Origin of the sequence: Paenarthrobacter histidinolovorans (genome assembly GCF_014647595.1) — a bacterium.
Classification (GTDB): Bacteria; Actinomycetota; Actinomycetes; order Actinomycetales; family Micrococcaceae; genus Arthrobacter; species Arthrobacter histidinolovorans.
In genome coordinates this window covers 335,264-357,783 of record NZ_BMPM01000005.1, presented here as the reverse complement: position 1 = coordinate 357,783, position 22,520 = coordinate 335,264, and the positions used below count along the sequence as shown (strand labels likewise).

Sequence of the window (22,520 nt, the reverse complement as noted above, 5' to 3'; positions counted from 1 at the left end):
TCACCTCAGCCAACCCCGCAGCAGCCATCGACGACGCCGACCCCACCTCACCCTGACACCCCACCTCAGCACCCGAAATGGACGCCTGCTCCTTATACAACACACCCACCGCACCAGCAGCGAGCAAGAACTTCACCACCACATCATCCCGATCCGCCTGGCTCGCCTGATCCATCCCCGGCGCGTAATTCAACGCGTAATACAACACCGCCGGAATAATCCCCGCAGCACCATTGGTCGGCGCCGTCACCACACGCCCACCCGAAGCGTTCTCCTCATTGACCGCCAACGCGATCAAATTCACCCACTCCTGCCAATACTTCGGATCGTTCCGGTCCTTGTCCTCCTTCAACAACCGCTCCAACCAATCAGGAGCACGACGCCGGACCCGCAACCCACCAGGCAACACACCCTCACGCTTCAGACTGGTTTCAACACAAGCCTCCATCACCGACCAGATATGCAAAAGACCCTCCCGGATCTCCTCCTCACTCCTGGACGCCCGCTCATTGATGAACATGATGTCGCTGATCCCCAACCCCTTGGACGCGCACCTGCCCAACAACTCCGCCGCCGTCCGGAACGGCAACGGCAACTCCGCCTTGGTCTCCTCCAACTCCTGCCGGGCAGCGTCTTCCTCACCCTCACGGACAATGAACCCACCACCAACCGAAAAGAACGTCGCCTCCTGCAACACCTCCCCCTCAGCATCAAAGACCTGGAACTTCATCCCATTCGTATGCCGCGGCAACACCGTCAACGGATGCAACACCATATCCTCCACCGCATACGGCAACTCCACCCCTTCACCGGAGGCACCGCCAGCAAGGTTGAGCTTTCCCGTCTCCGCAATGGAAGCCAGCCGGTCCTCCACCTCGTCCGGCAGGATCAACTCAGGCTCAAAGCCCTCCAGGCCCAACAACGTCGCAGTGAAGGTGCCATGGCCCTTGCCCGTCGCAGCCAAGGACCCATACAAATCAACACGCAGCCCAGCCACGGCAGGCAGCACCCCCGATTCACGCAACTCACGGGCAAACACCGCCCCAGCCCGCATCGGCCCCACAGTATGGGAACTCGACGGACCAATGCCCACAGAGAACAAATCGAAAACACCAACAGCCATAGCCGTGCTCCCTTTCAGGGAAGAGTCAAAACAAACAAGAATGTGGGGCCGGACCAAATCCCGAGCCAAGGCGGCCCGGCCCCGGAGGTCCCAGTGCGAACCCCCAACCCGGTTTTTATATGAGCGCCCGTTCCCAGCGAACACCCACCCGGGAGATCAATGTGCGCTGGCCCGTCCGCCGAATCGGGGCCCCGCTGCCAAACATGCCACGCCCACGGCACACCACGCAGCCAACCCACGAAATGGCGAACCCACCCTCGGCACCGCGGACAAACAGGCTCAGCCCAGGTTCGTAACTCCCGGGTACAACGGGTGCGCGGCAGCCAGGGCCTCAACACGGTGACGCAACCCCGAAAGATCCGCATCGGCGTCGGCGATCAATGCCTCGGCGATGATGTCAGCAACCTCGCGGAAGGCGGCTTCCCCGAATCCGCGTGTCGCCAACGCCGGCGTGCCGATCCGCAGGCCGGAGGTGACCATCGGCGGGCGCGGATCGAACGGGACGGCGTTGCGGTTGACGGTGATGTCGATCGCGGCAAGACGGTCTTCGGCCTGCTGGCCGTCGAGCTCGCAGTTGCGCAGATCAACCAGGACCAGGTGCACGTCCGTTCCGCCGGAGACGACGCTGATGCCCTTGGCGGCGACGTCGGGCTGGACCAAACGTTCGGCCAGGATGCGTGAGCCTGCCAGAACACGTTCCTGGCGCTCACGGAATTCCTCCGAGGCAGCGATCTTGAAGGCAACAGCCTTGCCGGCGATCACGTGCTCGAGCGGTCCGCCCTGCTGGCCCGGGAACACGGCCGAGTTGATCTTCTTGGCGATGTCGGCGTCGTTGGACAAGATGATGCCGCCGCGTGGACCGGCGAGGGTCTTGTGCGTGGTGGACGTGGTGACGTGGGCGTGCGGGACCGGCGAGGGGTGCAGCCCCGCAGCCACCAAGCCTGCGAAGTGGGCCATGTCCACCATCAGGTAGGCGCCCACGGAATCGGCGATCCGGCGGAACTCTGCGAAGTCCAGCTGCCGCGCATACGCGGACCAGCCGGCCACGATCAACGCCGGTTTGTGCTCCTGGGCGAGGCGCTCCACCTCAACCATATCCACGGTGTGGGTGTCCTCGCGGACGCCGTATGGGACCACGTTGTACAACTTGCCGGAGAAGTTGATCCGCATGCCGTGCGTGAGGTGACCGCCATGAGCCAGGTTCAGACCCATGATGGTGTCGCCCGGCTTGATCAGCGCGTGCATCACCGAGGCGTTGGCCTGTGCACCGGAGTGCGGCTGCACGTTCGCGTACTCGGCTCCGAACAATGCCTTGATGCGGTCAATGGCCAACTGCTCAATCACGTCAACGTGTTCGCAACCACCGTAGTAGCGCTTGCCCGGGTAACCCTCGGCGTACTTGTTGGTCAGCACCGAACCCTGTGCCTGCATGACAGCCACGGCCGTGTGGTTCTCGGAAGCGATCATTTCCAGGCCGTCGCGCTGGCGGCCCAGCTCGTCGTCGATTTTCGCGGCGATCTCAGGGTCCAGCTCGGCGAGCTGCGCGTCCAACGAGGCCGACACAACCTGCTCGAATTCGGTCACGGCTGCCGGGTTCACAGTTCGCCTCCGTTGGCTGCTGCGTATTCTTCGGCCGACATGAGCGGTCCTTCTTCGGTGGCGGCGACCTTGAACAGCCAGCCCTCGCCGTAGGGGTCGTTGTTGATCAGGGCGGGATCTCCGACAACGGCGTCGTTGATCTCGGTCACCTCGCCGGTCACTGGCGAGTACAGATCGGACACGGACTTGGTGGACTCCACCTCGCCGCAGGTCTCTCCCGCGGTCACTGTGGAACCAACCTCGGGAAGGTCCACGTACACGATGTCGCCCAAGGCGTCGGCAGCGACGGCGGAGATACCGATCCCCACAGGCCCGCTCCCGTCGGCGGCAACCCACTCGTGCTCAGCCGAGTATTTCAATTCAGCAACTACTTTGCTCATTCCGATTCCTAACTTCTGGTCTGGTTACTTTTGACGCTTGTAGAACGGCAATGCGACAACTTCGAACGGCTCAGCTTTGCCGCGCAGGTCAACGTCAACCACCGTGCCAACCGCTGAATGTTCGACGTCGACATACGCCAACGCAACCGGGTAGCCGAGCGTGGGGCTTGGCTGGCCTGAGGTCACCTCGCCGATCAGGGAACCGTCCTTGAGGACGGAGTAGTGCGCACGGGCGGCACGACGGCCGGTGCCCTTGAGGCCCACGAGCTTCTGGCCAATGGTTGATCCCACACCGGCAGCCTTGATCGCGGCGAGTGCTTCCTTGCCAACAAAGTCGCTTTCCTTGGCCAGGGAGACTACCGGGCCAAGACCTGCGGCGTAGGCGTTTACGTGGCGTGACAGCTCGTTGCCGTAGAGCGGCATGCCGGCTTCCAGGCGCAGGGAGTCGCGGGCGGCGAGGCCGGCGGGGATGAGTCCGTGGCCCTCGCCTGCTGCCAGGAGCGATTCCCAGAGCCCGGCGGCGTCGACGTTCGGGATGTAGATCTCGAACCCGTCTTCTCCGGTGTAGCCGGTGCGGGCAAGCAGCAGCTCGTCGCCTGCAATGGTGACCTCGACGGCCGCGTAGTACTTCAGTTCGGTGACCAGGGCGTGCTGTTCGGCAGGCACCAGCTTCAGCAGGATCGCTTCGGCGTTCGGTCCCTGGACTGCGATCAGCGAGGTCTCGGCGGAGGCGTCTTCCACCAGTACATCGAAGCCGCTTGCACGCTCCTTCAGGGCCGCCGCCACCACCTTGGCGTTGCCGGCGTTGGGGACCACGAGGAACTTGTCGTCAGCGCGACGGTAGGTGATGAGGTCGTCGATGATGCCGCCGTCGGCGTTGCAGATCAGCGAGTACTTGGCCTTGCCCACCGCAACCGCGGAGAGCTTGCCCGCCAGGGCATAGTCCAGGAACGCAGCGGCTTCGGGACCGGCGACCCACACTTCGCCCATGTGGGAGAGGTCGAACAGGCCGGCTGCGTTGCGGACCGCGTGGTGCTCGGCGAGTTCGGATTCGTACTTGAGGGGCATCTGCCAGCCGCCGAAATCGGTGAAGGACGCGCCGGCTTTTTTGTGTTGCTCGTAAAGGGCGGTGTAGTTCTCAGACATCGTCAGTCCTTCAGTTCTGGAATTCTTCGATCGGAGGGCAGGAGCAGACCAGGTTGCGGTCGCCCGCGGCGCCGTCAATCCGGCCGACCGGCGGGAAGTACTTGTCCTGCTTGAGGTGGTGCACGGGGAAAGCGGCCTGCTCACGCGGGTAGTCGCGGTCCCAGTCGGAACTGACGACGGCGGCAGCAGTGTGCGGTGCGTTGCGCAGCGGCGACTTCTCCACTGTGAAATCACCGCTGGCCACCTGCTCGATCTCGGCACGGATGGTGATCATCGCCTCGATGAAGCGGTCGATCTCGGCCAGGTCTTCGGACTCGGTGGGCTCCACCATCAAGGTTCCGGCAACCGGGAAGGCCAGGGTAGGAGCGTGGAAGCCGAAGTCGATGAGGCGCTTGGCCACGTCCTCGGCCGTGACGCCCGTCTTCGCGGTCAGTTCACAGAGGTCCAGGATGCACTCGTGAGCCACGAGTCCGCCTTCACCCGTGTAGAGGACGGGGAAGTGCTCGTCCAGCCTTGAGGCGACGTAGTTCGCGGCCAAGAGGGCTGCTTTGGTGGCTTCGGTGAGACCCTGGCCGCCCATGAGTTTCACGTAGGCCCAGGAAATCGGGAGCACGCCGGCGGAACCGTAGCGGGAGGCTGAGATCGCGACGCCGCCTTCGGAAGAATCACTGTTGGCATCGCCCGGCATGAACGGCGCCAAGTGTGCCTTTGCAGCAACAGGGCCCACGCCCGGACCGCCGCCGCCGTGCGGGATGCAGAAGGTCTTGTGCAGGTTCAGGTGCGACACGTCGCCGCCGAACTTGCCCGGCTGGGCCAGGCCAACCAGCGCGTTGAGGTTCGCGCCGTCAACATACACCTGGCCACCGGCCTCGTGAACCGCGTCGCACACTTCGCGGACATCGGCGTCGTACACACCGTGCGTGGACGGGTAGGTGATCATGATGCAGGACAGCACGTCCTTGTTGGCCTCGATCTTGGCCGTCAGATCGGCATGATCAATAGTGCCGTCAGCAGCCGTGGCCACCACAACAACCTTCATACCGGCCAGCACAGCCGAGGCAGCGTTGGTGCCGTGAGCCGAAGCAGGGATCAAGCAGACAGTGCGCTGCTCGTCGCCACGTGAAAGGTGGTAGCCGCGGATCGCCAACAACCCAGCCAGCTCGCCCTGCGAACCGGCGTTGGGCTGGATGGAAACCTGGTCATAGCCGGTGATCTCCGTGAGGTCCGCCTCCAGGTCCTCGATCAGTTCGCGCCAGCCAGCTGTCTGGTGGTCCGGAGCGAACGGGTGGATGGAAGCGAACTCCGGCCAGGAGATCGCTTCCATCTCAGCGGTCGCGTTCAATTTCATGGTGCACGAGCCCAACGGGATCATGGTGCGGTCCAGCGCGAGGTCCCGGTCTGACAGCTTGCGGATATAGCGCAACAGCTGCGTCTCCGAACGGTGCGTGTTGAACACGGGGTGCTGCAGGAAATCGGAGGTGCGGACCACGGATGCCGGCAGTTCGAACCCTTCGGCGTCCCCTACCGGCCCGGCGCCAAAGGCGACGGCCACCGCGGAGAGGACTTCCGGCGTCGTGGTTTCATCAACTGAAACACCAACGGTGTCGGCGTCGATGATCCGCAGGTTGATGCCGCGGGCTTCGGCGGCGGCGATGACCTTGTCTGCTTTGCCGGGAACGCGGACGGTGAGGGTGTCGAAGAAGGAGTCGGAGACGAGTTCACGGCCGGCCTTCCGCAGCGTTGTGGCCAGGACACGGGCGTGGCCGTGGACGGTTTCGGCGATCGCCTTCAGGCCTTCGGGGCCGTGGTAAACCGCGTACATCGAGGCAACGATCGCGAGGAGCGCCTGCGCGGTGCAGATGTTGGACGTGGCCTTTTCGCGGCGGATGTGCTGCTCGCGGGTCTGCAGCGCCAGACGGTAAGCGGGGACGCCGGCGTTGTCCTTGGAGACACCCACGATGCGGCCCGGAAGCGTCCGCTCCATGCCTTCACGGACGGCCATGTACGCGGCATGCGGACCACCGAAAAACAGCGGAACACCAAAGCGCTGCGCAGTTCCGACGGCGACATCCGCACCTTGCTCGCCCGGGGGCGTGATGAGGGTGAGCGCCAGCAAATCGGCGGCCACGGTCACCAAGGCACCGCGTTCCTTGGCGTCGGCGATCACTGCGGAGTGGTCGAAAACCCGGCCCGAAGCGCCAGGCTGCTGGAGGACGATACCGTTGATGTCGCCGTCGGGAAGGCCAGCCGACAGGTCGGCGACCTCCACCTCGAAACCGAGCGCTTCGGCGCGGCCCTTCACGATCGCGATGGTCTGCGGGAGGAGGTCTGCGTCAAGGACAGTCTTGCCGTCTTTGGCAGTCTTGTTCTTGTTGGCGCGGCGCATGAGCAGCACGGCCTCGGCCACGGCGGTCGCTTCGTCAAGCAACGAAGCGTTGGCCACAGGCAGGCCCGTGAGGTCCTGCACCATGGTCTGGAAGTTCAGGAGCGCCTCAAGGCGGCCCTGGGAAATTTCCGGCTGGTACGGAGTGTAGGCCGTGTACCAGGCGGGAGCTTCGAGGATGTTGCGGCGGATGACCGGGGGCGTGACGGTGTCGTAGTAGCCCTGGCCGATCATCTGGACGGCAGTCTTGTTCTTGGACGCGAGCTTGCGCAGCTCGGTCAGGACCTGCACCTCGGTGAGGGCGTCCTGCAACTTCAGCGCAGTTTCCTGGCGAATGGAATCGGGGACCGCGACATCTACCAGGCCGTCGACAGAGTCGTAGCCGATGGCCTTGAGCATGGTGTCAACGTCGGCTTGGCGCCGGGCGCCGATGTGCCGGTCCGCGAAGGCGGTGGGGGTTGATTGAACAGTCAAGAGGAACTCCATGATTCAGGCGCCCAGTGAGCGCCACGATGATGTGGGGTTCCTCCCCGCTCTGTATTGGACCTGAGAGATTCCGCAGGAATGATTGCCTGCTTGCACCGTCGGTGAGCCCGGTTACCCGGACTGCTTTCCAGAGTTGCCTAACCGCGGCGGTACATGTGCCTGAGAGATTCCTGGGGAGGATTTGCTCCTACGGCGCCTGACTGGATGTACCGGCAGGACTCTCCCGCCGCAGATCAAAAGCGTTGCATCACCATGAGTGACACGCTTCACACCATAGCCGGTTGTTTTGAAAAAGTGCAAGCAAGGGACTCCTACTGATGCATCGCTTCATGGATCTGCAACGCGAACCACAATTGGGCAACCGTGGACGTTTCACCCATGTCCAGCCCCGTCAGCTCGCCGATTTTCCGGATTCTGTAGATGATGGTTTGCCGGTGCGCGAACAGGGCTGCGGCAGTCTTTTGCCAAGAGCGCTGGGAGTCCAAGTAAGTCCTCAGGGTGACGATGAGATCGCCATCCTGACTCTGCTCATAATCGAAAATCGGCCCCAAAAGACGCCGCACCAGTGCGGTCCCTTCCTCAAAACCGGTCAGCCCAAGCCACGACGGACCCTCGGCGTAGCGGGCCAGACCCAGCTTGTTGGCACGGGCCGACCCGAGGGCCCAGAGGGATTCCTGCAGCGCCCTTTGGATGCCCGTAACGTCCGCCTTCCCACTGATCCCGATTACGGCGTCCGCCCCTGCGCAGTGCACCAAGACGTCGTCCGGCATATCGGCCGGGACCACCATGTGGAGCCTGTTGTTCCGCTTCAGGGACGCCGACGCAACCCCGTGCCGCCACAGTTCGATGTGCACGTTAGCCAGCCTGCCGCCGTCGTCCGCTGAGATCGAGGCGACCACGAAGTCGTGCGCCGGGACCTCGAAAGCTGCCAGCCTGCTTTCCATGTCCGCTGTGCCGAGCCGGCCGTCGAAGGCCTGGAGCAGGAACTCACCCGCCAAGCGGTGTCTGCCTTCCAGCGACAAGACGATCCGCGAAAGCTGCAGTCCCAGCACGGTTGCGGCATGGAGAAGTACGACGGCGTCCGGGTGCGGTTCGCTGTTGGGCAGCACCACCAGGAGCGCGTTGGCATGGGTGGGAATGTCCATGGTGAGCACATGCCGGCCGCGGATGCGGTGCCACTGGAAGTTCTTGCCCGCCAAGCCAACCTGCCCGGACAGCGGGGCCCATTCCTCGGCGAGGAACACCGGGAGTGCCTGCCCTTCCGGATGCCAGGGATGGAGGCATCGACGGTCCACCACGAACAGGTCCGCATCCAGTTCGCTGGCGAGCCGCTGGACCAGGCTCTGCCAGTGGTCTTCGGAGGCTCCAGCGGTGCGAAGGAGATCGTAAACGCGGGCCGTCTGCCGCAGCCGACGGGATTCTTCCAGCAAGGAGGATTCGGCTACCGACCGGGCGATGGCGATGAACGGGAGCGGATACGGGATGTTGATCAGCGGCAACGGGAGCCGGTTGCATGCTTCCAGGAACTCGTGCGTGAGAGGCGGAGCGTGCATCTTCTCGCCGATCGCCAACGCGCTGGCACCGCTGTCCATCAACGCCTCGGCGAGCGCCACCTGGCCGTCGGCATCCGCCGGGATGGAGAGGCCGTTGGTCATCATGAGCTCACCCCCGGTCACCCACTCCCACAGCCTGGGAAGGTCCGAGGTGTGGGCCCAGGTGATGCGGTTATCCATGCTGGCGGACCCGGCCAGGAGGGTGAGCCCGAGCTGCGGCTCGGCAATTAGTTCGGCCACAGTGATTGCCAAGGCTTGGGCTACCCTTCTTAGGAATTTGGCGGCCTTAGACATTTATCTAAGCGTCTCGGTCATTTGTAGCCAATGTAGTGCTAGTCGCCGTGACCCGCATCACCAAGACTTTAGTTACATACTTCCCCCGCTCAATGATGAGCACTCACGAGAGAGGGTTTGCAATGAGCGCAACAAGCAACCTCATTGATGATGCCCCGCTAACCACGTTCCACAAGAAGCTGACATTCTTCGCTTCGGGCGGGCCTTTCATTGACGGTTACGCCCTGTCCATCATCGGCATCGCACTGATCACCATGATTCCCGGCCTGGACATGACGCCTGCCGAGATCGGCTTGGTCGGTGCGGCCAGCCTCGTGGGCATCTTCTTCGGAGGCGGCGTCTTCGGTTGGCTCACTGACAAGATTGGCCGGCACAAGATGTATATTGCCGACCTGATCGCTTTGGCACTGTTCTCCGTGCTGAACGGCTTTGCTACCGAGATTTGGCAGGTGGTCCTCTGTCGGTTCTTCCTGGGGATGGCCATTGGCGCCGACTACCCCATCGCCACCTCCCTCCTGGCAGAGTTCCTACCCAAAAAGCACCGCGGGCGCCTTCTCGGAGCAACCTTTGTTGTCTGGGCCGTAGGCGCGGCGGTCGCCTACGCCGTCGGATATTTGCTCCGCGACACGGGACCGGAGGCCTGGCGCTGGATGGTTGCCAGCCCCGCGATCTTCGCCATTATTACCTTGCTCTTCCGGCTGGGCACTCCCGAGTCCCCACGCTGGCTCCTTTCGCGCGGACGGCGGGACGAGGCCGATGCTGTCATCAAGAAGGTCTACGGCCAGCAATACGGGTTGGCCGACATCGCGTCGGACAGCGATGGCCCCGCCAAACAGGGAAAATTCCTGGACATCTTCCGTGGGCAGTACTGGAAACGAACGCTGTTTGTCTCCATCTTCTGGACCGCGCAAGTCATCCCCCTATTCGCCGTGTACACCTTTGCGCCAGACCTCCTGCACTCCATGGGTTTGACCGGCGACGCCAACCTCTACGGTGGATCGTTCCTGATATCCATGCTGTTCGTGGTGGGTGGCATACCCGGGCTCTGGCTGGTTGAAAAGATCGGGCGGCGCAAGTTGCTTCTTTCGAGCTTCGGCGTAATCGTGGTGGCCCTCGCCATCCCGGCCTTTATTCCCAATGTCCAGGCCGCGCCGCTCTTCACCGCCCTGGCTGTCTTTGCTTTGGCCTCTGGTGCTTCCAGCTTCCTCGAAGTTGTCTACCCCAACGAGCTCTTTCCTACAGAGGTCCGCGCAACGGCAGTGGGCTTCGGCACCGCCGTCAGCCGGATCGGATCGGCTGCCAGCACGTACTTGATGCCCGTCGCAATCGTAAGCTTCGGCGCTGCCGGCTCACTGCTCATCGGCGCCGGCATCTCCCTGGTCGGTCTGGTGGCTACGTTCCTGCTCGCACCCGAAACAGCCAACAAATCCCTATCAGAACTGACCACTGAAAAGAATCCGGCAACCCCGGAGCCCAACAAAGTAACCGAAGGATCCCTGTCATGACCACTCACCTGCCCGTTGGACCAGTCGATGCCACCAAGATTCCCCGCTTCGCAGGCTTGGGAACCTTCGCCCGGCTGCCGCAGATTGACCGCGTCCCGGACTACGACATTGCCATTGTCGGCGTACCGTTCGACGGCGGTACCTCCTATCGCCCAGGTGCCCGGTTTGGTCCGGCCGCAGTCCGTGAAGCCTCCCGCCTCCTGCGCCCTGGTTATCACCCGGAGCTGGATGTCGAGCCAGTCAACGAAGTCCAGGTTGTGGATGCGGGGGATATCGCCTGCACTCCCTATGACATCGCCCGCGCCGTCCGCGAGATCGAGGAACAAGCCCGTCCGCTGATCAGCCAGGACAGGAAACTCATCTCCATCGGCGGCGACCACACCATCGCGCTTCCCATGTTGCGGGCCCTCGACACCGTGCATGGGCCAGTGGCACTACTCCATTTCGACGCCCATCTGGACACCTGGGACACGTACTTCGACCAGCCGGTCACGCACGGAACCATCTTCCGGAGGGCGTTCGAGGAGGGCCTGCTAGTCGAAGACAAGTCGATGCACGTCGGTATCCGCGGCCCGGTCTACGATCGTAACGATTTCCTCCGGGACCACGAGTTCGGCTTCCAGATCATTCGCTGTTCCGACCTGGATGTCATCGGCGTCCCGGCGGCAATCGAGCAGGTAAAGCAGCGTCTGGGTGACACTCCCGTGTACGTTTCCATCGATATCGACGTCCTGGATCCGTCCTACGCACCGGGCACGGGCACCCCGGAAATGGGCGGCCTCCATTCCCGCGAACTTCTGGCACTCCTCCGCGGCTTGAACGGCATCAACATCGTAGGTGCCGACGTCGTTGAAGTAGCACCCGCCTACGACCATGCGGACATCACCAGCGTCGCCGCAGCAACTGTGGTGTTTGACCTCTTGGCCCTGATGGTCAACCGGGGTAAGGGTGCCACCGTTTCAGGCACCGTACTCGAAGAGGCTTCGGCCTGATTCGCAGCTCCGCGATTCGGGCACCGAGTGGGGGTCGAGTTTCCTCTCTGGTCACTTGACCCCCACTGGAAACACCGGAATGGTAGTTTGATTCCTGCTGAGGCAGACAACGCACCCAACCGGAGGACCATCCATGTTTAAGGGTTTCAAGGACTTCATACTTCGCGGAAACGTGATCGAACTGGCTATCGCTGTCGTTATCGGCAGTGCATTCACCGCACTCGTCGGAGCTTTCACCAACCACATCATCAACCCCGTCATCGCCGCGGCCGGTGGCATGAACGCCGAGGGTTTGGGCTTCCGCATCTGGGCTGACAACCCGGCGACCTTCATCGACTTTGGTGCCGTGCTGACCGCACTCGTGACCTTCGTGATCACCGCAGCCGTGGTCTACTTCATCTTCGTGGCACCCATGAACAAGATCAATTCATTGGTCAAGGACCGCCTCTCCACCGAGGAGCCCGAGGAAGAGCCGCTTCCGGCCGACACCGCGCTGCTTGCCGAGATCCGCGATCTTTTGAAGGATGCGGCCGCCTCCCGCGGAAATGCCCGGGACTTGGACGAGGACTCCATCCGCTAGGAAGGCCCGCCGCACATCCCTGTTGTTGCGGTCTTTCCCGTTTGGCCAAGTAGAGCCCGGCACTACCCCCTGGGAAGTGCCGGGCTTTACGTTTGTCCGCCCCGATGCCTGGTCCCCGGACTGGCTGGAACAGCCGGCTACCCGGAAGTAGCCGGAACGTGACGCACCAGCAACGGGTTCGAAACAGGCGCAGGGCAGCATGAAACCATGAAGCGCAACCCGAGCACCCCCGTTACCGCGGACCTGCTGTGCGATGTCTGCGGCCAACTGCCCGAACCGCCCAAAGCCAGGCTGACCCTGGCCAACATCGCGGTCATGCTTCCCATTGAACTTCTGGTGCATGCTGCGGTGGTGGAAACCCATCTTCCCTACCTGGCCAAGGTCCTGTTGCTCACCGTGACCGCGACCGTCCTGGTGATCTGGGTCGCCGAGCCCTCCGCCGCGAAGGTCCTCAGACGCTGGTTGCATGCCCCGGCACTCCGCCACCGGCACCGGCTGAATATGGCGCCTGCCTTGTGGCGGGCGCGGACCCTCGTGCTGGACCAACCCGGTTCCCTGCAAAGGATCACCCAGGCCCTCGCCCGCCTGGAGACCAACATCCTGAGCATCCACGTTCATCCGCTGGACGGCTCCCATCCATTGGAGGACGCCGGTCGCGACGGCAGCGTCCTGGACGAGTTCGTGCTTTCGGCCCCAGGCGAAGTCACCGAGGGTGAACTGCTGAAGGCATTGCACGACGGCGGCGGGCGTGGGTCCCACGTCTGGCCCACCACTGCGCTGGCCATGGCCGACGGACAAACAAAGGCCCTGAGCCTGGCCGCCCGGATCGCTGGAAATCCTGCCGAACTCCCCCACGCCGTGGCTGAGCTGCTGTCCGCGAAAGTGGTTCCCAATCCTCCGGTACGTCCGGCACCCGAGGTGACCCCCGGCGTCGGACGTTCACCGGATATCCTCAAGATCCCCACGGCCTGGCATGGGCCACTCGTGTTCTCGCGCCCTGGCGAGCCGTTCACTCCGGCGGAGTCCGCGCGGGCCCATCGCTTGGCTGAGCTGGCCGAGATCCTGGCTTACGGCCCCCATCACTCCACCCCCGCAAACCGCTGAAGGTATCCCAGAAAGGGATAAGGTCCTTCGCGGCGTAAGCAGCCGAACGCGCACAAATGACGTGAGGAAACAGGGTTTTCGCACGTCAAGTGGGGACAGGGGCCGCATCAGAGGTGCGCACCGTCCGTAATCCGGGAACCCGGTCACATTTCGCCGGAACAGTAGGTATACCAAAAGCCTTGACAGTGCCTCACGTCACACCTATCTTTGATTTTGGGATCCCAAAACGGGATCCCAAAAGATTCCACCACCGGCTGCGGTTCCTCCCCACCACCAGGCAGGGGCCGCAACAGTTGCCGCCGGCACGGAACCGGCTGCAGCGGTATCCCGCCCGGCTCATCCCCCCAATAAAGACATTCCACCCCGTTGACTCCTAATGAAGGAGAAGCTGTGTCTCTCCAAAACACCCAACAGGAAACGCAGGAAACCGAGCCCACCTCCGGCAAGAACGGCGTGCAGCGACGCACGAACGTCCGCTGGAAATTGTTCATCCTGCTTCTGGTCCTCGTCGCGGTCAACTACATCGACCGCGGATCCATCTCTGTCGCCCTGCCCATCATCCAGAAGGAATTCAACCTGCCGCCCGAGCTTGTGGGGCTCCTGTTGTCGGCCTTCTTCTGGACCTACGCCCTGATGCAAATCCCCGTTGGCTGGCTGATCGACAAGTTCGGCCCCCGCAAGGTTGTTACCGCGTCCTGCATTGGCTGGGGCGCAGCAACTGCAGCCTCCGGCTTCGCGGGCGGATTCCTCAGCATGTTCATCGCCCGCCTCGGCATCGGCGTCACCGAAGCGGGCGTCATGCCTGCCGGCGGCAAGCTCAATGCCATCTGGATGCACAAGAAGGAACGCGGACGCGGTGCCACCATTCTCGACGCCGGAGCTCCACTCGGCGCAGGCCTGGGCGGCATCCTCATCACCTGGCTGATCGCCTCCACCGGCAGCTGGCGGATGTCATTCATCGTCGCCGGCGCAGCCACAATCCTCATGGGCCTCGCCGTCTGGTGGTACATCAGGGACAACCCGCGCCAGCACAAGGGCGTCAACGAGGCAGAAGCGGCCTACATCGAAGCTTCCCACGCCGAGGACGACGCTGAGGCCGCCAAGGAAGGCGCCCAAGGCAAACGCGCACTCCTGCCCTACCTGAAGTTCCGCTCCTTCTGGGCCATGTGCTTCGGATGGCTTGGCTTCAACGGCGTTTTCTACGGCCTGCTCACCTGGGGTCCGCTCTACCTTGCGCAGGCCAAGGGCTTCGACCTGAAAACCATTGGCTGGTCCACGTTCGTCATTTTCGGAGCCGGCTTCGTCGGCGAAATCCTCGGCGGCATCATCGCGGACAAATGGCGTGCCTCCGGCGCATCGGCCAACCGGGTCATGCGCACCCTGCTGGGCTTCTCCAGCGTCGTAGTCGTGGGCGGCCTCGTAGGGGTCACCGTGGTCGCAGACCCGATCACCGCCGTCGTGCTTCTCTCGGTAGTCCTGTTCTTCCTGCGCTGGGTTGGCCTGTTCTGGTCCATCCCCTCCATCCTGGGCGGCCGCACAAACGCAGGCGTCCTGGGCGGTGCCATGAACTTCAGCGGCAATATTGCCGGATTCGTCACCCCGATTGTGGTAGGCCTGATTGTCGGAGCCACCGGTTCCTACACGTGGGCATTGCTGTACTTTGTTGGATCCGCCGTGGTCATGGGCGTCTCTGTCCTGGCCCTGGACTACAACAAGCGACTTCCGGTCTAACTCGTCCGACCGGACCGGCCGGACGGTCCTGAACCGCCGAATGGCCGGATGCCCGCCGGGAGGCCGGGCGCACCGCCTCACACATCACGAAATGGAGCTGGAATTGCTAACCGCAGAAGACACGAACAACACGGACCGCCCCCTCAGGGAATCCGTGCGTGACACGCTCCGTTCCCGGATTTTCGAGGGGCACTATGCGCCCGGCGCCCGGCTGGTGGAACGCGACTTGGCTGCCGAATTCAACGTCTCACGGCTGCCCATCCGGGAAGCACTCCGCATGCTGCGGCAGGAAGGCCTGATCAGGGACCGCGCCGGACGCGGCTCCGAAGTCAGTGGACTAAGCCCCAAGGACGTGGAGGACCTCTTCGATGTCCGCCAGTCCCTGGAGGTCCTCGCCTGCCGGCTGGCCTCACAACGGGCAACCCCGGAAGACCTCGACCAACTCCAAAACCTCCTTGACGAGGCCGACCGTTGCCTGGCCAAAGGCTCCATCCTGGAAGCCCACCGCGCCAACAGCGAATTCCACGATGCCATCACACGCATCGCCAACAACGACTTTCTCCGCTCCGCGCTGGAGCCCCTGCAAGGCCGCATGCACTGGCTTTTCCGCCACGTCAGCGACCTTCCGGAACTCATCCAGGAACACCGTGACCTCTACGCCGCAATCGCCAGCGGCGACCCGGACCGTGCAGCCGCCCAATCGGCGTTGCACATCGGAAAGTACCGCGAACAGTTCCCCGAGGAATCCAGCGCCGCCGAGCCCAAGCTGCATCGGAAAAAACCATGAAACTCCTGGTCATCAACCCCAACATCAGTGACGACGTCACCGCGCTGATCCAGGCCGAGGCCCTGCGCTCCGCCGGTCCGCATACGGAGCTGATCGTGCGGACCGCCGGACACGGCGTTGAATACATCGAAACCCGTTTCGAGTCCCTGATTGCCGCTGGTGCGGTTGCCGAGCTGATTGCCGAATACACGCACGACGACGGCACTCGCGCCGGAGGCGAAACCGGCGGCACCGCCGTGGACGGCGTGGTTGTGGCGGCGTTTGGGGATCCCGGCATGCCTGCCCTGAAGGAACTCGTGGACGTGCCGGTCATCGGCATCACCGAGGCGGCCCTGTGCGCTGCTGCACTCCAGGGGCACCGCTTCTCCATCATCGCCATCTCGGACCGCATCCAGGCCTGGTACCTCGACTGCGTTGAACGGTTCGGCTTCGGCGGACGCCTGGCCTCCATCCGTTCCATCAACCAGAGCCTGAACTCCATCGGCTCCGTGCAATCCGACTTCAAGGAAACCCTCCTGGCACTCAGCCGGCAGGCCGTGGCTGAGGACGGCGCCGACGTCGTGATCCTGGCAGGTGCCCCGCTCGCCGGTCTTGCCCGCGAGCTGGAGGGGCAGCTTCCGGTCCCGGTGGTGGATGGCATCTCGGCCGGCATCCGTATGACCGAAGCCGTCGTTGCGCTGAAGTCCGGTGCGCACCGCGGGGGTTCCTTCGCGGCGCCGCCCGTGAAAGCCCGGCGCGGCCTCTCCGAAAATCTCGACGCCGCCCTGGCGCGTGCCCAGGCCGCCCACCTTTCCGCCACAGCCTAGAACCTTTCAGAAAAGGAGGACAACGATGTCCCAGCTTCCAGACCTCGTCATCGCCCACGGCACCGTGGTCAACAGTTTCGGCCGACAGGACGCCCATGTAGTGGTCGACGGCGGCCGGGTCACCCAGCTTATCGACGCCGCTGAGCCCGTACCCGCCGCACATCGGATCATCGACGCCAGTGGTCTTCTGGTCATTCCGGGCGGCATCGACGGCCACTGCCACGTTGCCCAGGTCACCGGCCGTTTCCGCACCTTGGATGACTACGCCGTGACTTCCAAAGCGGCCCTTTGGGGTGGCACCACCACGATCATCGATTTCGGCATCCCCCGCGACGCACAGGAAACCCCGCTGGATGCTGTGTTGAACAAGAAGCGCCTCGCCGCCGAGTCACGCTGCGACGTTGCCCTGCATGGCTCCGTGATCAAGTGGGACGAGACCGTGCCGTGGCAACTTGAGCAACTGGCCGCGGAGGGTGTCCGGTCCGTGAAGATGTACACCACCAACCGCGGCTCCACCATGGCTGACGGCGACACGATCCTGAAGGTCATGCGTGAAATGGTCCGGCTGGACGGGCTCACCTACATCCACGCCGAGCACGACGCCATCATCACCGACTGCACGGAACAGCACGCCTCCGATGGCCGGATCGGGATTGAGCATCTGCACCGCACGCGACCGGAACTCGCCGAGGAAATCTCCGTCAAGGAAACCCTGGCCCTGGCCGACTACACCGGGGCACCCGTGTACTTTGTGCACCAGTCAACGCCCGGGGCAGTCGATCTGGTAACCGAGGCACGTGAACGTGGACAGGAAGCCTACTCCGAAACGTGCCCGCACTACTTGACGCTTGACGATACGGTTTATGGTTCACGATTCCCGGAGTGGTACGCCTGCTGCCCACCCATGCGCAGCGCCGAAACCGTCGCCGCGCTAAAGGACCGCCTCGCAGCCGGGGCCATCCACACTGTTTCCTCGGACCATTCCTGTTACGACCTGTCCCAAAAACGCGAGCGCACCGACGACGTCCGCTTCATGCCGCACGGCCTGCCCGGCGTCGAAACCCGCATGCCCGTCACTTTCACGGCCCTGGTCTCCGACGGCGGCGGATCGGTGGAGCATTTCGTGGAAGTTTTCTCGGCAGCGCCGGCCCGGATCAACGCCGTGCCGCGGAAGGGTGCCATCGTGGAGGGCTTTGACGCGGACCTGGTGGTCTTCGATCCCGCCATCCAACGCAGCGTCGACGGCGGTGCGCTGCACATGGGGACTGACTTCTCGCCTTTCGAGGGGAAGACGCTCAACGGTTGGCCCGCCGTCGTGATTTCCGCGGGGCAGGTGGTCCTGGACGGTGACGGTTTCCACGATCCCGGCCCCGTGGGCCGTTTCGTCGCCCGGGAAGGCTTCACGGAACACCGCGATGCGCTCTCTGATTCCCTGCCCCTGTCCCAGCCTGCCTAGGAGCACCCATGCCTTCAACCAACCGGCCCACCCGTATCGGCATGATCGTGCCATCCTCCAACACCTGCCTCGAGCCGCAGACCTACCGGATCCTGGACGGTCGACGCGACGTGACTGTCCACTCCACCCGCATCCCCGTCACACGGATCGCGCTGGATGACTCCTCGGACAAACAGTTCGACTCATCCGTGATGCGGGTGGCCGCCGAGCTCCTTGCCACGGCCAACGTGGATGTCATCGCCTGGAACGGCACCTCCGGGTCCTGGCTGGGAGCAGCCCACGACCACGCCCTGGTCAAGGAGATCACCGAGGCCACCGGAATCCCGGCCACCACTTCCACCCTGGCCTATCTGGCGGCTTTCTCGGCCTTCAAGACAGAACGGATCGGCCTGTTCACGCCGTACACATCCGATGTGAACGACGCCGTGATTTCGTCCTATGCCCGTGAGGGGATCAAGACCGTTGACCACAGGCACCTTGACCTCAGTGACAACGAATCCTTCGCCCGGGTCACTGACGAGGAAATGCTGCCCGGGTCCCTCGAACTGGCCGGTTCCCACCCGGATGCACTGGTCTATCTGTGCACCAACCTTTACGGCGCCAACATCACGGAGGAGGTGGAGGCCCGCACCGGAGTACCCGTTCTCGATTCCGTGGCGGTCACCCTCTGGCACGCCCTGAAGTTGGCCGGGGCGCCGTTACTGGATCCGAAGTGGGGCCGGCTGCTCAGCTAGCTGCCCGGCTGTCCGGGATGCCGGCTCCCAGGGCTCAGAGCATCCGCCGGGTTTACCGCGGCGGGTTAGTCGCCGTCGATCTTCTCCAGCAGTTTCCCCAAGGCATCGCGGATGTCGTCGTAGTCGTATTGGCCCGCCCTGCTCTCTGCCGAGATCACTGCGCAGCGGTGGATCTTCTTGAAGTCACCGATCGGGAACTTGTAATGGCCCTTTTGGTCATCCGGGTGCTCGTCGTCCACGCCAAGGAACCACTTTGAATACTCGGCATGTCCGTGCTTGTCCAGGAATGCGTTCTCATCATCGGTGGAAGGGGCGTGCTCGCTCCAGTCGTCCCTGGTGTCCTTGGCTACCTTGCCATCGCGGATCAGGTGCTTCGCGTTCTCCAATGCCTTCTTGTTGAGTTTCACGGTCATGGCTCAACCTCGCTTCGTAGTGCGGTTGGATTCGTAATGCGGTCGGAAACGACAGGGTACTTCTTACCGTTTACCTTAGGCCGCGGTCCCGCCGTCGGGAAGGTCCGGAAGACGCCCGCAGGAAGAGATCCCACCCTATTTGAGGGCGCGGACCCTGACGCCAACGCCTCGCTCCTTCACGACCATCCGCCGGCCGGTCGCCCCCTTCTGCCTGAGCCACAGGATGCTTCCGTCAAAGGTCACGGCATCAACAACGCCCTCGTCCACCACGTCCTTCCCGCGCAGGATCTGCACACCTTGGCCCACGAGCAACTTCCAGTCGGAGACCCGTTTGCCCCCTGCTTGATCAAAGCGGACACCGAACAGCGAATCTTTCGCACCCTCTTGCACCGATGACTCCTCATATCCTCCACAAAAACCCTGTACAGGAGGTGTGCTGTCACCGGTCAATCCATGACGCGATTCCTTGATCGATTTAATATATGTCCACAACTTAATGGGCTACAGCGCCTTCACCGCGCCAAGCACCTTGGTCAAAGAGTCCTTGGCGTCGCCGAACAACAACGTGGTCTGGGGTTCATAAAGAAGCTCGTTCTCAATTCCGGCAAACCCCGGCCGCATGGAGCGTTTGAGAAACACCACCTGCCTGGCGTCCGATACTTCCAGGATGGGCATCCCGTAGATCGGTGAACCGGAAGTCGTCTTCGCTGCGGGGTTCACAACATCGTTGGCGCCCACCACCAGGGCGACATCCGCAGTCTTGAATTCGGAATTGATGTCGCTCATTTCCTTCAGGGATTCATAGGGAACATTGGCCTCGGCGAGCAATACGTTCATATGTCCGGGCATGCGCCCAGCGACCGGGTGGATGGCAAAGTCCACTTCGATTCCTCGCGACTCCAAGGCCAGAGCCAACTCGGCGGCCGTGTGCTGCCCCTGCGCCACCGCAAGACCGTACCCCGGAACGATGATCACCCTTTGCGCATAGCCGAGGAGGACCGCTACGTCCTCGGCACTGGACGAACGCACCGGCCGCTCGCTCACAGCGGTGGAACCCGCCGTGGACCCGCCCTTGAAGGCGCCGAACATAATGCCGGCAACGCTGCGTCCCATCGCCGCCGCCATGGCCCGGGTGAGGATGGTGCCCGATGCTCCAACCAAGGTGCCGGCAACCAGCAACAGAACATTTCCGAGCACCAGCCCGGACGCAGCAACGGCCAAACCGGTGAAGGCGTTCAACAACGAAATGACGATCGGCACATCGGCGCCACCGACCGGCAACACCAGCAGGACCCCGGCTGTAAGCCCAAGAACCAACAGAATCAACGCCAGCACCAGCGAACCGTTCAGGATCACTGCAACGCCTGCCCCCACTGCAGCCAGCAGCACCAGGGCCATCAGCACAGGGAGCCCGGGGAAAGTCACCGGCCGAGTGGTCATGAGCCCTTGGAGCTTCGCAAAAGTCACCCCCGACCCGGCAAACGACACTGCGCCCACCAGCAACGTAAAGACAATCGCCAGGCGCACCCAGGGATCGCCCGTGTGTGAAAGCTCCAGCAAGGCAACCAGTGCCGCGGCGCCACCACCTACGCCATTGAACATGGCCACCAGTTGCGGCATCTGCGTCATCTGAACCCTGCGGGCAACCGGGGCAGCAACTCCGGCACCGACAGCAACTGCACCAAGGATCCAGGGCACGTTATCCAGCTTCACCGAAACAAATACGGTCACCACAGCAAGAAGTGCCCCAAGTGCCCCAATCAAATTCCCGCGCCGGGCCGTGCGTGGCGAATTCAGCCCTTTGAGGGCAAGGATGAAGCAGGCTGCTGCTGCCAAATACAGCAATGCCGTCCAGGTGGGATTCAACAGCGTCACGGGCGGCGCTCCTCAACTGCCCCTGCCGCGGCTTCAGTTTTCGACGGCGGCCGCTGCCTTCCCCGGAACATCTCCAGCATGCGGTCAGTCACCACGAATCCCCCCACGAGGTTGGCCGTGGCCAGGACGACCGCCAGCAGGGCAACCACCAACACCCACAGGTCCGTTGCCTGGCCCGCCACGATGATGGCCCCCACCAGGATGATGCCGTGAATCGCGTTGGCCCCGGACATCAAGGGTGTGTGCAGAGTGCTGGAGACCTTGGAAACAACTTCAAAGCCCACGAACACGGCCAAGACAGTGATCGTCAGCAGACTCATACCGTCCATCAGCGGACTCCTTCCGTTCCGGGCTGGATACTTCCAAAGGGTGCGGTCTCACCGGCGAGGGCGGCGAGTGCTTCCGCCGTGGGGGCGTGCCGGACTGCGCCTTCGTGGGTCAGGCAGGTCCCGGCCACCACATCGTCCTCAAAGTCGGGCGAAACCACGCCGTCCCGGGTCATCAGTGCCAGCAGGTTGGCCACGTTCTTGGCATAGAGGCGGGAGGCATCAGCGGGCATGGCCGAGGCGACATCCTTCATCCCCACCAGCGTCACTGTGCCTTGGTCGTCTCCCGTGGGGATGGAAATGTCCTGCCCAGGAATGCTTCCCTCCACGTTGCCGCCCGATTCGGCGGCGAGGTCCACCACCACGGCCCCGGGCTTCATGCCCTGGACCATCTCGCGGCTCACCAGCAGGGGTGCCCGCCTGCCCGGAACCGCGGCAGTGGTGATCAGCACATCAGCCTGCGCCACGTGCGGTGTCAGAAGCGCCCGTTGCAGTGCTCCCCTGTCCGCGCTCAGCTCCCGCGCGTACCCTCCGGAGGCCTCCGCTGTCTCCAGGTCCAACTTGATGAACGTGCCACCCATGGAGGCAACCTCGTCCGCCGACGCCGGGCGGATATCGTTGGCTGAAACCCGCGCGCCAAGCCTCTTGGCAGTGCCGATGGCCTGGAGGCCAGCCACACCGGCGCCCAGCACCAGGACGCGGGCAGGTGGAATGGTTCCTGCCGCCGTCATGTACAGCGGGAAGAACCGCGGCAACCGCATGGCGGCTTCCAAAACACACCGGTACCCCGCCACCAGCGCCTGTGAAGTCAGCGCATCCATGGATTGGGCGCGCGAAATGCGGGGAACCAGTTCAAGGGCAAAAGAAGTGATCCCGCCGACGGCGAGCGCCCGCACGGTAGGCAACTCCGACGACGGCGACCCCAATCCCACGGTGACGGCGCCCCGGCGGAGGGCTCCCGCCGTCGTCGGGTCCATGGGACGCACGTGGCAGTAGACGTCCAACGATCCGAGGTCCAGGGACCCCACCACGGACGCTCCTGCGCTGCGGTAGTCGTCGTCGCTGTGACCGGAGGCGAGCCCGGCACCGGATTCAACCTCCACCGCCAGGCCGAGGCCCACCAATTGCTTGACTGTTTCCGGCGTGGCGGCCACCCGCCGCTCGCCGTCGAGTGCCTCGCGTGCTATGCCTGCCTTCACCCGCCACCCCTCTTCCGGAACGCTCCAGAACCCAGTTGGCATGAGTCT

General features: G+C 63.4%; 20 protein-coding genes and 1 riboswitch. Of the genes, 9 read left to right on the top strand and 11 right to left on the bottom strand.

Going from position 1 to position 22,520, the window contains the following annotated elements:
• The 6 genes from IEY62_RS14390 to IEY62_RS14365 form a co-directional block, all read right to left on the bottom strand.
• On the bottom strand, nt 1-1,123 hold a 1,123-nt coding region (locus IEY62_RS14390; RefSeq protein WP_189018952.1), incomplete at its 3' end, for an L-serine ammonia-lyase.
• Between the two features lie 279 nt (nt 1,124-1,402).
• Nucleotides 1,403-2,722 (bottom strand): serine hydroxymethyltransferase, encoded by a 1,320-nt coding sequence (glyA, locus tag IEY62_RS14385; protein ID WP_308424491.1) that lies wholly within the window; start codon nt 2,720-2,722, stop codon nt 1,403-1,405.
• Nucleotides 2,719-3,102, bottom strand: a complete 384-nt coding sequence (gene gcvH / locus IEY62_RS14380; protein WP_189018950.1) for a glycine cleavage system protein GcvH — start codon at nt 3,100-3,102, stop codon at nt 2,719-2,721. The genes glyA and gcvH overlap by 4 nt, the downstream gene beginning before the upstream one ends.
• A 24-nt stretch (nt 3,103-3,126) precedes the next feature.
• Nucleotides 3,127-4,248, bottom strand: coding sequence for a glycine cleavage system aminomethyltransferase GcvT (gcvT, locus tag IEY62_RS14375; RefSeq protein ID WP_189018948.1), 1,122 nt, complete (start codon nt 4,246-4,248; stop codon nt 3,127-3,129).
• A 10-nt stretch (nt 4,249-4,258) separates the two neighbouring features.
• Complete coding sequence (gene gcvP / locus IEY62_RS14370) at nt 4,259-7,105, bottom strand: aminomethyl-transferring glycine dehydrogenase (RefSeq protein WP_189018946.1); 2,847 nt, start codon at nt 7,103-7,105, stop codon at nt 4,259-4,261.
• Between the two features lie 149 nt (nt 7,106-7,254).
• Nucleotides 7,255-7,353: riboswitch (glycine riboswitch) on the bottom strand.
• A 75-nt stretch (nt 7,354-7,428) separates the two neighbouring features.
• On the bottom strand, nt 7,429-8,922 hold the full coding sequence (locus tag IEY62_RS14365) for a PucR family transcriptional regulator (RefSeq protein ID WP_189018944.1): 1,494 nt from the start codon (nt 8,920-8,922) through the stop codon (nt 7,429-7,431).
• 164 nt (nt 8,923-9,086) lie between these two features.
• On the opposite strand from IEY62_RS14365, the gene IEY62_RS14360 reads away from it, so the two are divergent.
• From IEY62_RS14360 to IEY62_RS14320, 9 genes are all read left to right on the top strand, one after another.
• The gene (locus IEY62_RS14360) at nt 9,087-10,469 is read left to right on the top strand and encodes an MFS transporter (RefSeq protein WP_189018942.1); all 1,383 of its coding nucleotides are present in this window, start codon (nt 9,087-9,089) and stop codon (nt 10,467-10,469) included.
• Nucleotides 10,466-11,461, top strand: coding sequence for an agmatinase (gene speB, locus IEY62_RS14355; protein WP_189018940.1), 996 nt, complete (start codon nt 10,466-10,468; stop codon nt 11,459-11,461). Before IEY62_RS14360 ends, speB begins: the two co-directional genes overlap by 4 nt.
• A 133-nt stretch (nt 11,462-11,594) precedes the next feature.
• On the top strand, nt 11,595-12,041 hold the full coding sequence (gene mscL, locus IEY62_RS14350; protein ID WP_189018937.1) for a large conductance mechanosensitive channel protein MscL: 447 nt from the start codon (nt 11,595-11,597) through the stop codon (nt 12,039-12,041).
• A gap of 207 nt (nt 12,042-12,248) precedes the next feature.
• Complete coding sequence (locus tag IEY62_RS14345; protein WP_189018935.1) at nt 12,249-13,145, top strand: amino acid-binding protein; 897 nt, start codon at nt 12,249-12,251, stop codon at nt 13,143-13,145.
• 390 nt (nt 13,146-13,535) lie between these two features.
• A complete protein-coding gene (locus IEY62_RS14340) occupies nt 13,536-14,876 on the top strand; it encodes an MFS transporter (protein WP_229785315.1) in 1,341 nt (446 codons plus the stop codon).
• A 91-nt stretch (nt 14,877-14,967) separates the two neighbouring features.
• On the top strand, nt 14,968-15,663 hold the full coding sequence (locus IEY62_RS14335) for a GntR family transcriptional regulator (protein ID WP_229785314.1): 696 nt from the start codon (nt 14,968-14,970) through the stop codon (nt 15,661-15,663).
• A complete protein-coding gene (locus tag IEY62_RS14330) occupies nt 15,660-16,469 on the top strand; it encodes an aspartate/glutamate racemase family protein (protein ID WP_189018931.1) in 810 nt (269 codons plus the stop codon). Before IEY62_RS14335 ends, IEY62_RS14330 begins: the two co-directional genes overlap by 4 nt.
• A 25-nt stretch (nt 16,470-16,494) precedes the next feature.
• Nucleotides 16,495-17,925, top strand: coding sequence for an amidohydrolase family protein (locus tag IEY62_RS14325; protein WP_189018929.1), 1,431 nt, complete (start codon nt 16,495-16,497; stop codon nt 17,923-17,925).
• 8 nt (nt 17,926-17,933) lie between these two features.
• Complete coding sequence (locus IEY62_RS14320) at nt 17,934-18,659, top strand: maleate cis-trans isomerase family protein (protein WP_189018927.1); 726 nt, start codon at nt 17,934-17,936, stop codon at nt 18,657-18,659.
• 65 nt (nt 18,660-18,724) lie between these two features.
• Here IEY62_RS14320 and IEY62_RS14315 read toward each other — a convergent pair whose 3' ends face one another.
• The 5 genes from IEY62_RS14315 to IEY62_RS14295 all read right to left on the bottom strand — a co-directional run bounded on the left by IEY62_RS14315 (nt 18,725) and on the right by IEY62_RS14295 (nt 22,472).
• Nucleotides 18,725-19,072 (bottom strand): hypothetical protein, encoded by a 348-nt coding sequence (locus IEY62_RS14315; RefSeq protein ID WP_189018925.1) that lies wholly within the window; start codon nt 19,070-19,072, stop codon nt 18,725-18,727.
• Between the two features lie 135 nt (nt 19,073-19,207).
• Nucleotides 19,208-19,462, bottom strand: a complete 255-nt coding sequence (locus IEY62_RS14310) for a hypothetical protein (protein WP_229785313.1) — start codon at nt 19,460-19,462, stop codon at nt 19,208-19,210.
• 111 nt (nt 19,463-19,573) lie between these two features.
• A complete protein-coding gene (locus IEY62_RS14305) occupies nt 19,574-20,947 on the bottom strand; it encodes an NAD(P)(+) transhydrogenase (Re/Si-specific) subunit beta (RefSeq protein ID WP_189018923.1) in 1,374 nt (457 codons plus the stop codon).
• A complete protein-coding gene (locus IEY62_RS14300; RefSeq protein WP_189018920.1) occupies nt 20,944-21,276 on the bottom strand; it encodes an NAD(P) transhydrogenase subunit alpha in 333 nt (110 codons plus the stop codon). Before IEY62_RS14300 ends, IEY62_RS14305 begins: the two co-directional genes overlap by 4 nt.
• Nucleotides 21,276-22,472 (bottom strand): Re/Si-specific NAD(P)(+) transhydrogenase subunit alpha, encoded by a 1,197-nt coding sequence (locus IEY62_RS14295; protein WP_189018918.1) that lies wholly within the window; start codon nt 22,470-22,472, stop codon nt 21,276-21,278. Before IEY62_RS14295 ends, IEY62_RS14300 begins: the two co-directional genes overlap by 1 nt.
• Between the last annotated feature and the right edge of the window lie 48 nt (nt 22,473-22,520).

What these genes read in the sequence shown, in the direction of transcription:
- IEY62_RS14360 (WP_189018942.1), top strand. Translation starts at nt 9,087, where the DNA reads ATGAGCGCAACAAGCAACCTCATTGATGATGCCCCGCTAACCACGTTC.
- IEY62_RS14330 (WP_189018931.1), top strand. Translation starts at nt 15,660, where the DNA reads ATGAAACTCCTGGTCATCAACCCCAACATCAGTGACGACGTCACCGCG.
- IEY62_RS14325 (WP_189018929.1), top strand. Translation starts at nt 16,495, where the DNA reads ATGTCCCAGCTTCCAGACCTCGTCATCGCCCACGGCACCGTGGTCAAC.
- IEY62_RS14345 (WP_189018935.1), top strand. Translation starts at nt 12,249, where the DNA reads ATGAAGCGCAACCCGAGCACCCCCGTTACCGCGGACCTGCTGTGCGAT.
- IEY62_RS14335 (WP_229785314.1), top strand. Translation starts at nt 14,968, where the DNA reads ATGGAGCTGGAATTGCTAACCGCAGAAGACACGAACAACACGGACCGC.
- mscL (WP_189018937.1), top strand. Translation starts at nt 11,595, where the DNA reads ATGTTTAAGGGTTTCAAGGACTTCATACTTCGCGGAAACGTGATCGAA.
- IEY62_RS14320 (WP_189018927.1), top strand. Translation starts at nt 17,934, where the DNA reads ATGCCTTCAACCAACCGGCCCACCCGTATCGGCATGATCGTGCCATCC.
- IEY62_RS14315 (WP_189018925.1), bottom strand. Translation starts at nt 19,072, where the DNA reads ATGACCGTGAAACTCAACAAGAAGGCATTGGAGAACGCGAAGCACCTG.
- speB (WP_189018940.1), top strand. Translation starts at nt 10,466, where the DNA reads ATGACCACTCACCTGCCCGTTGGACCAGTCGATGCCACCAAGATTCCC.
- gcvH (WP_189018950.1), bottom strand. Translation starts at nt 3,102, where the DNA reads ATGAGCAAAGTAGTTGCTGAATTGAAATACTCGGCTGAGCACGAGTGG.
- IEY62_RS14300 (WP_189018920.1), bottom strand. Translation starts at nt 21,276, where the DNA reads ATGGACGGTATGAGTCTGCTGACGATCACTGTCTTGGCCGTGTTCGTG.
- gcvT (WP_189018948.1), bottom strand. Translation starts at nt 4,248, where the DNA reads ATGTCTGAGAACTACACCGCCCTTTACGAGCAACACAAAAAAGCCGGC.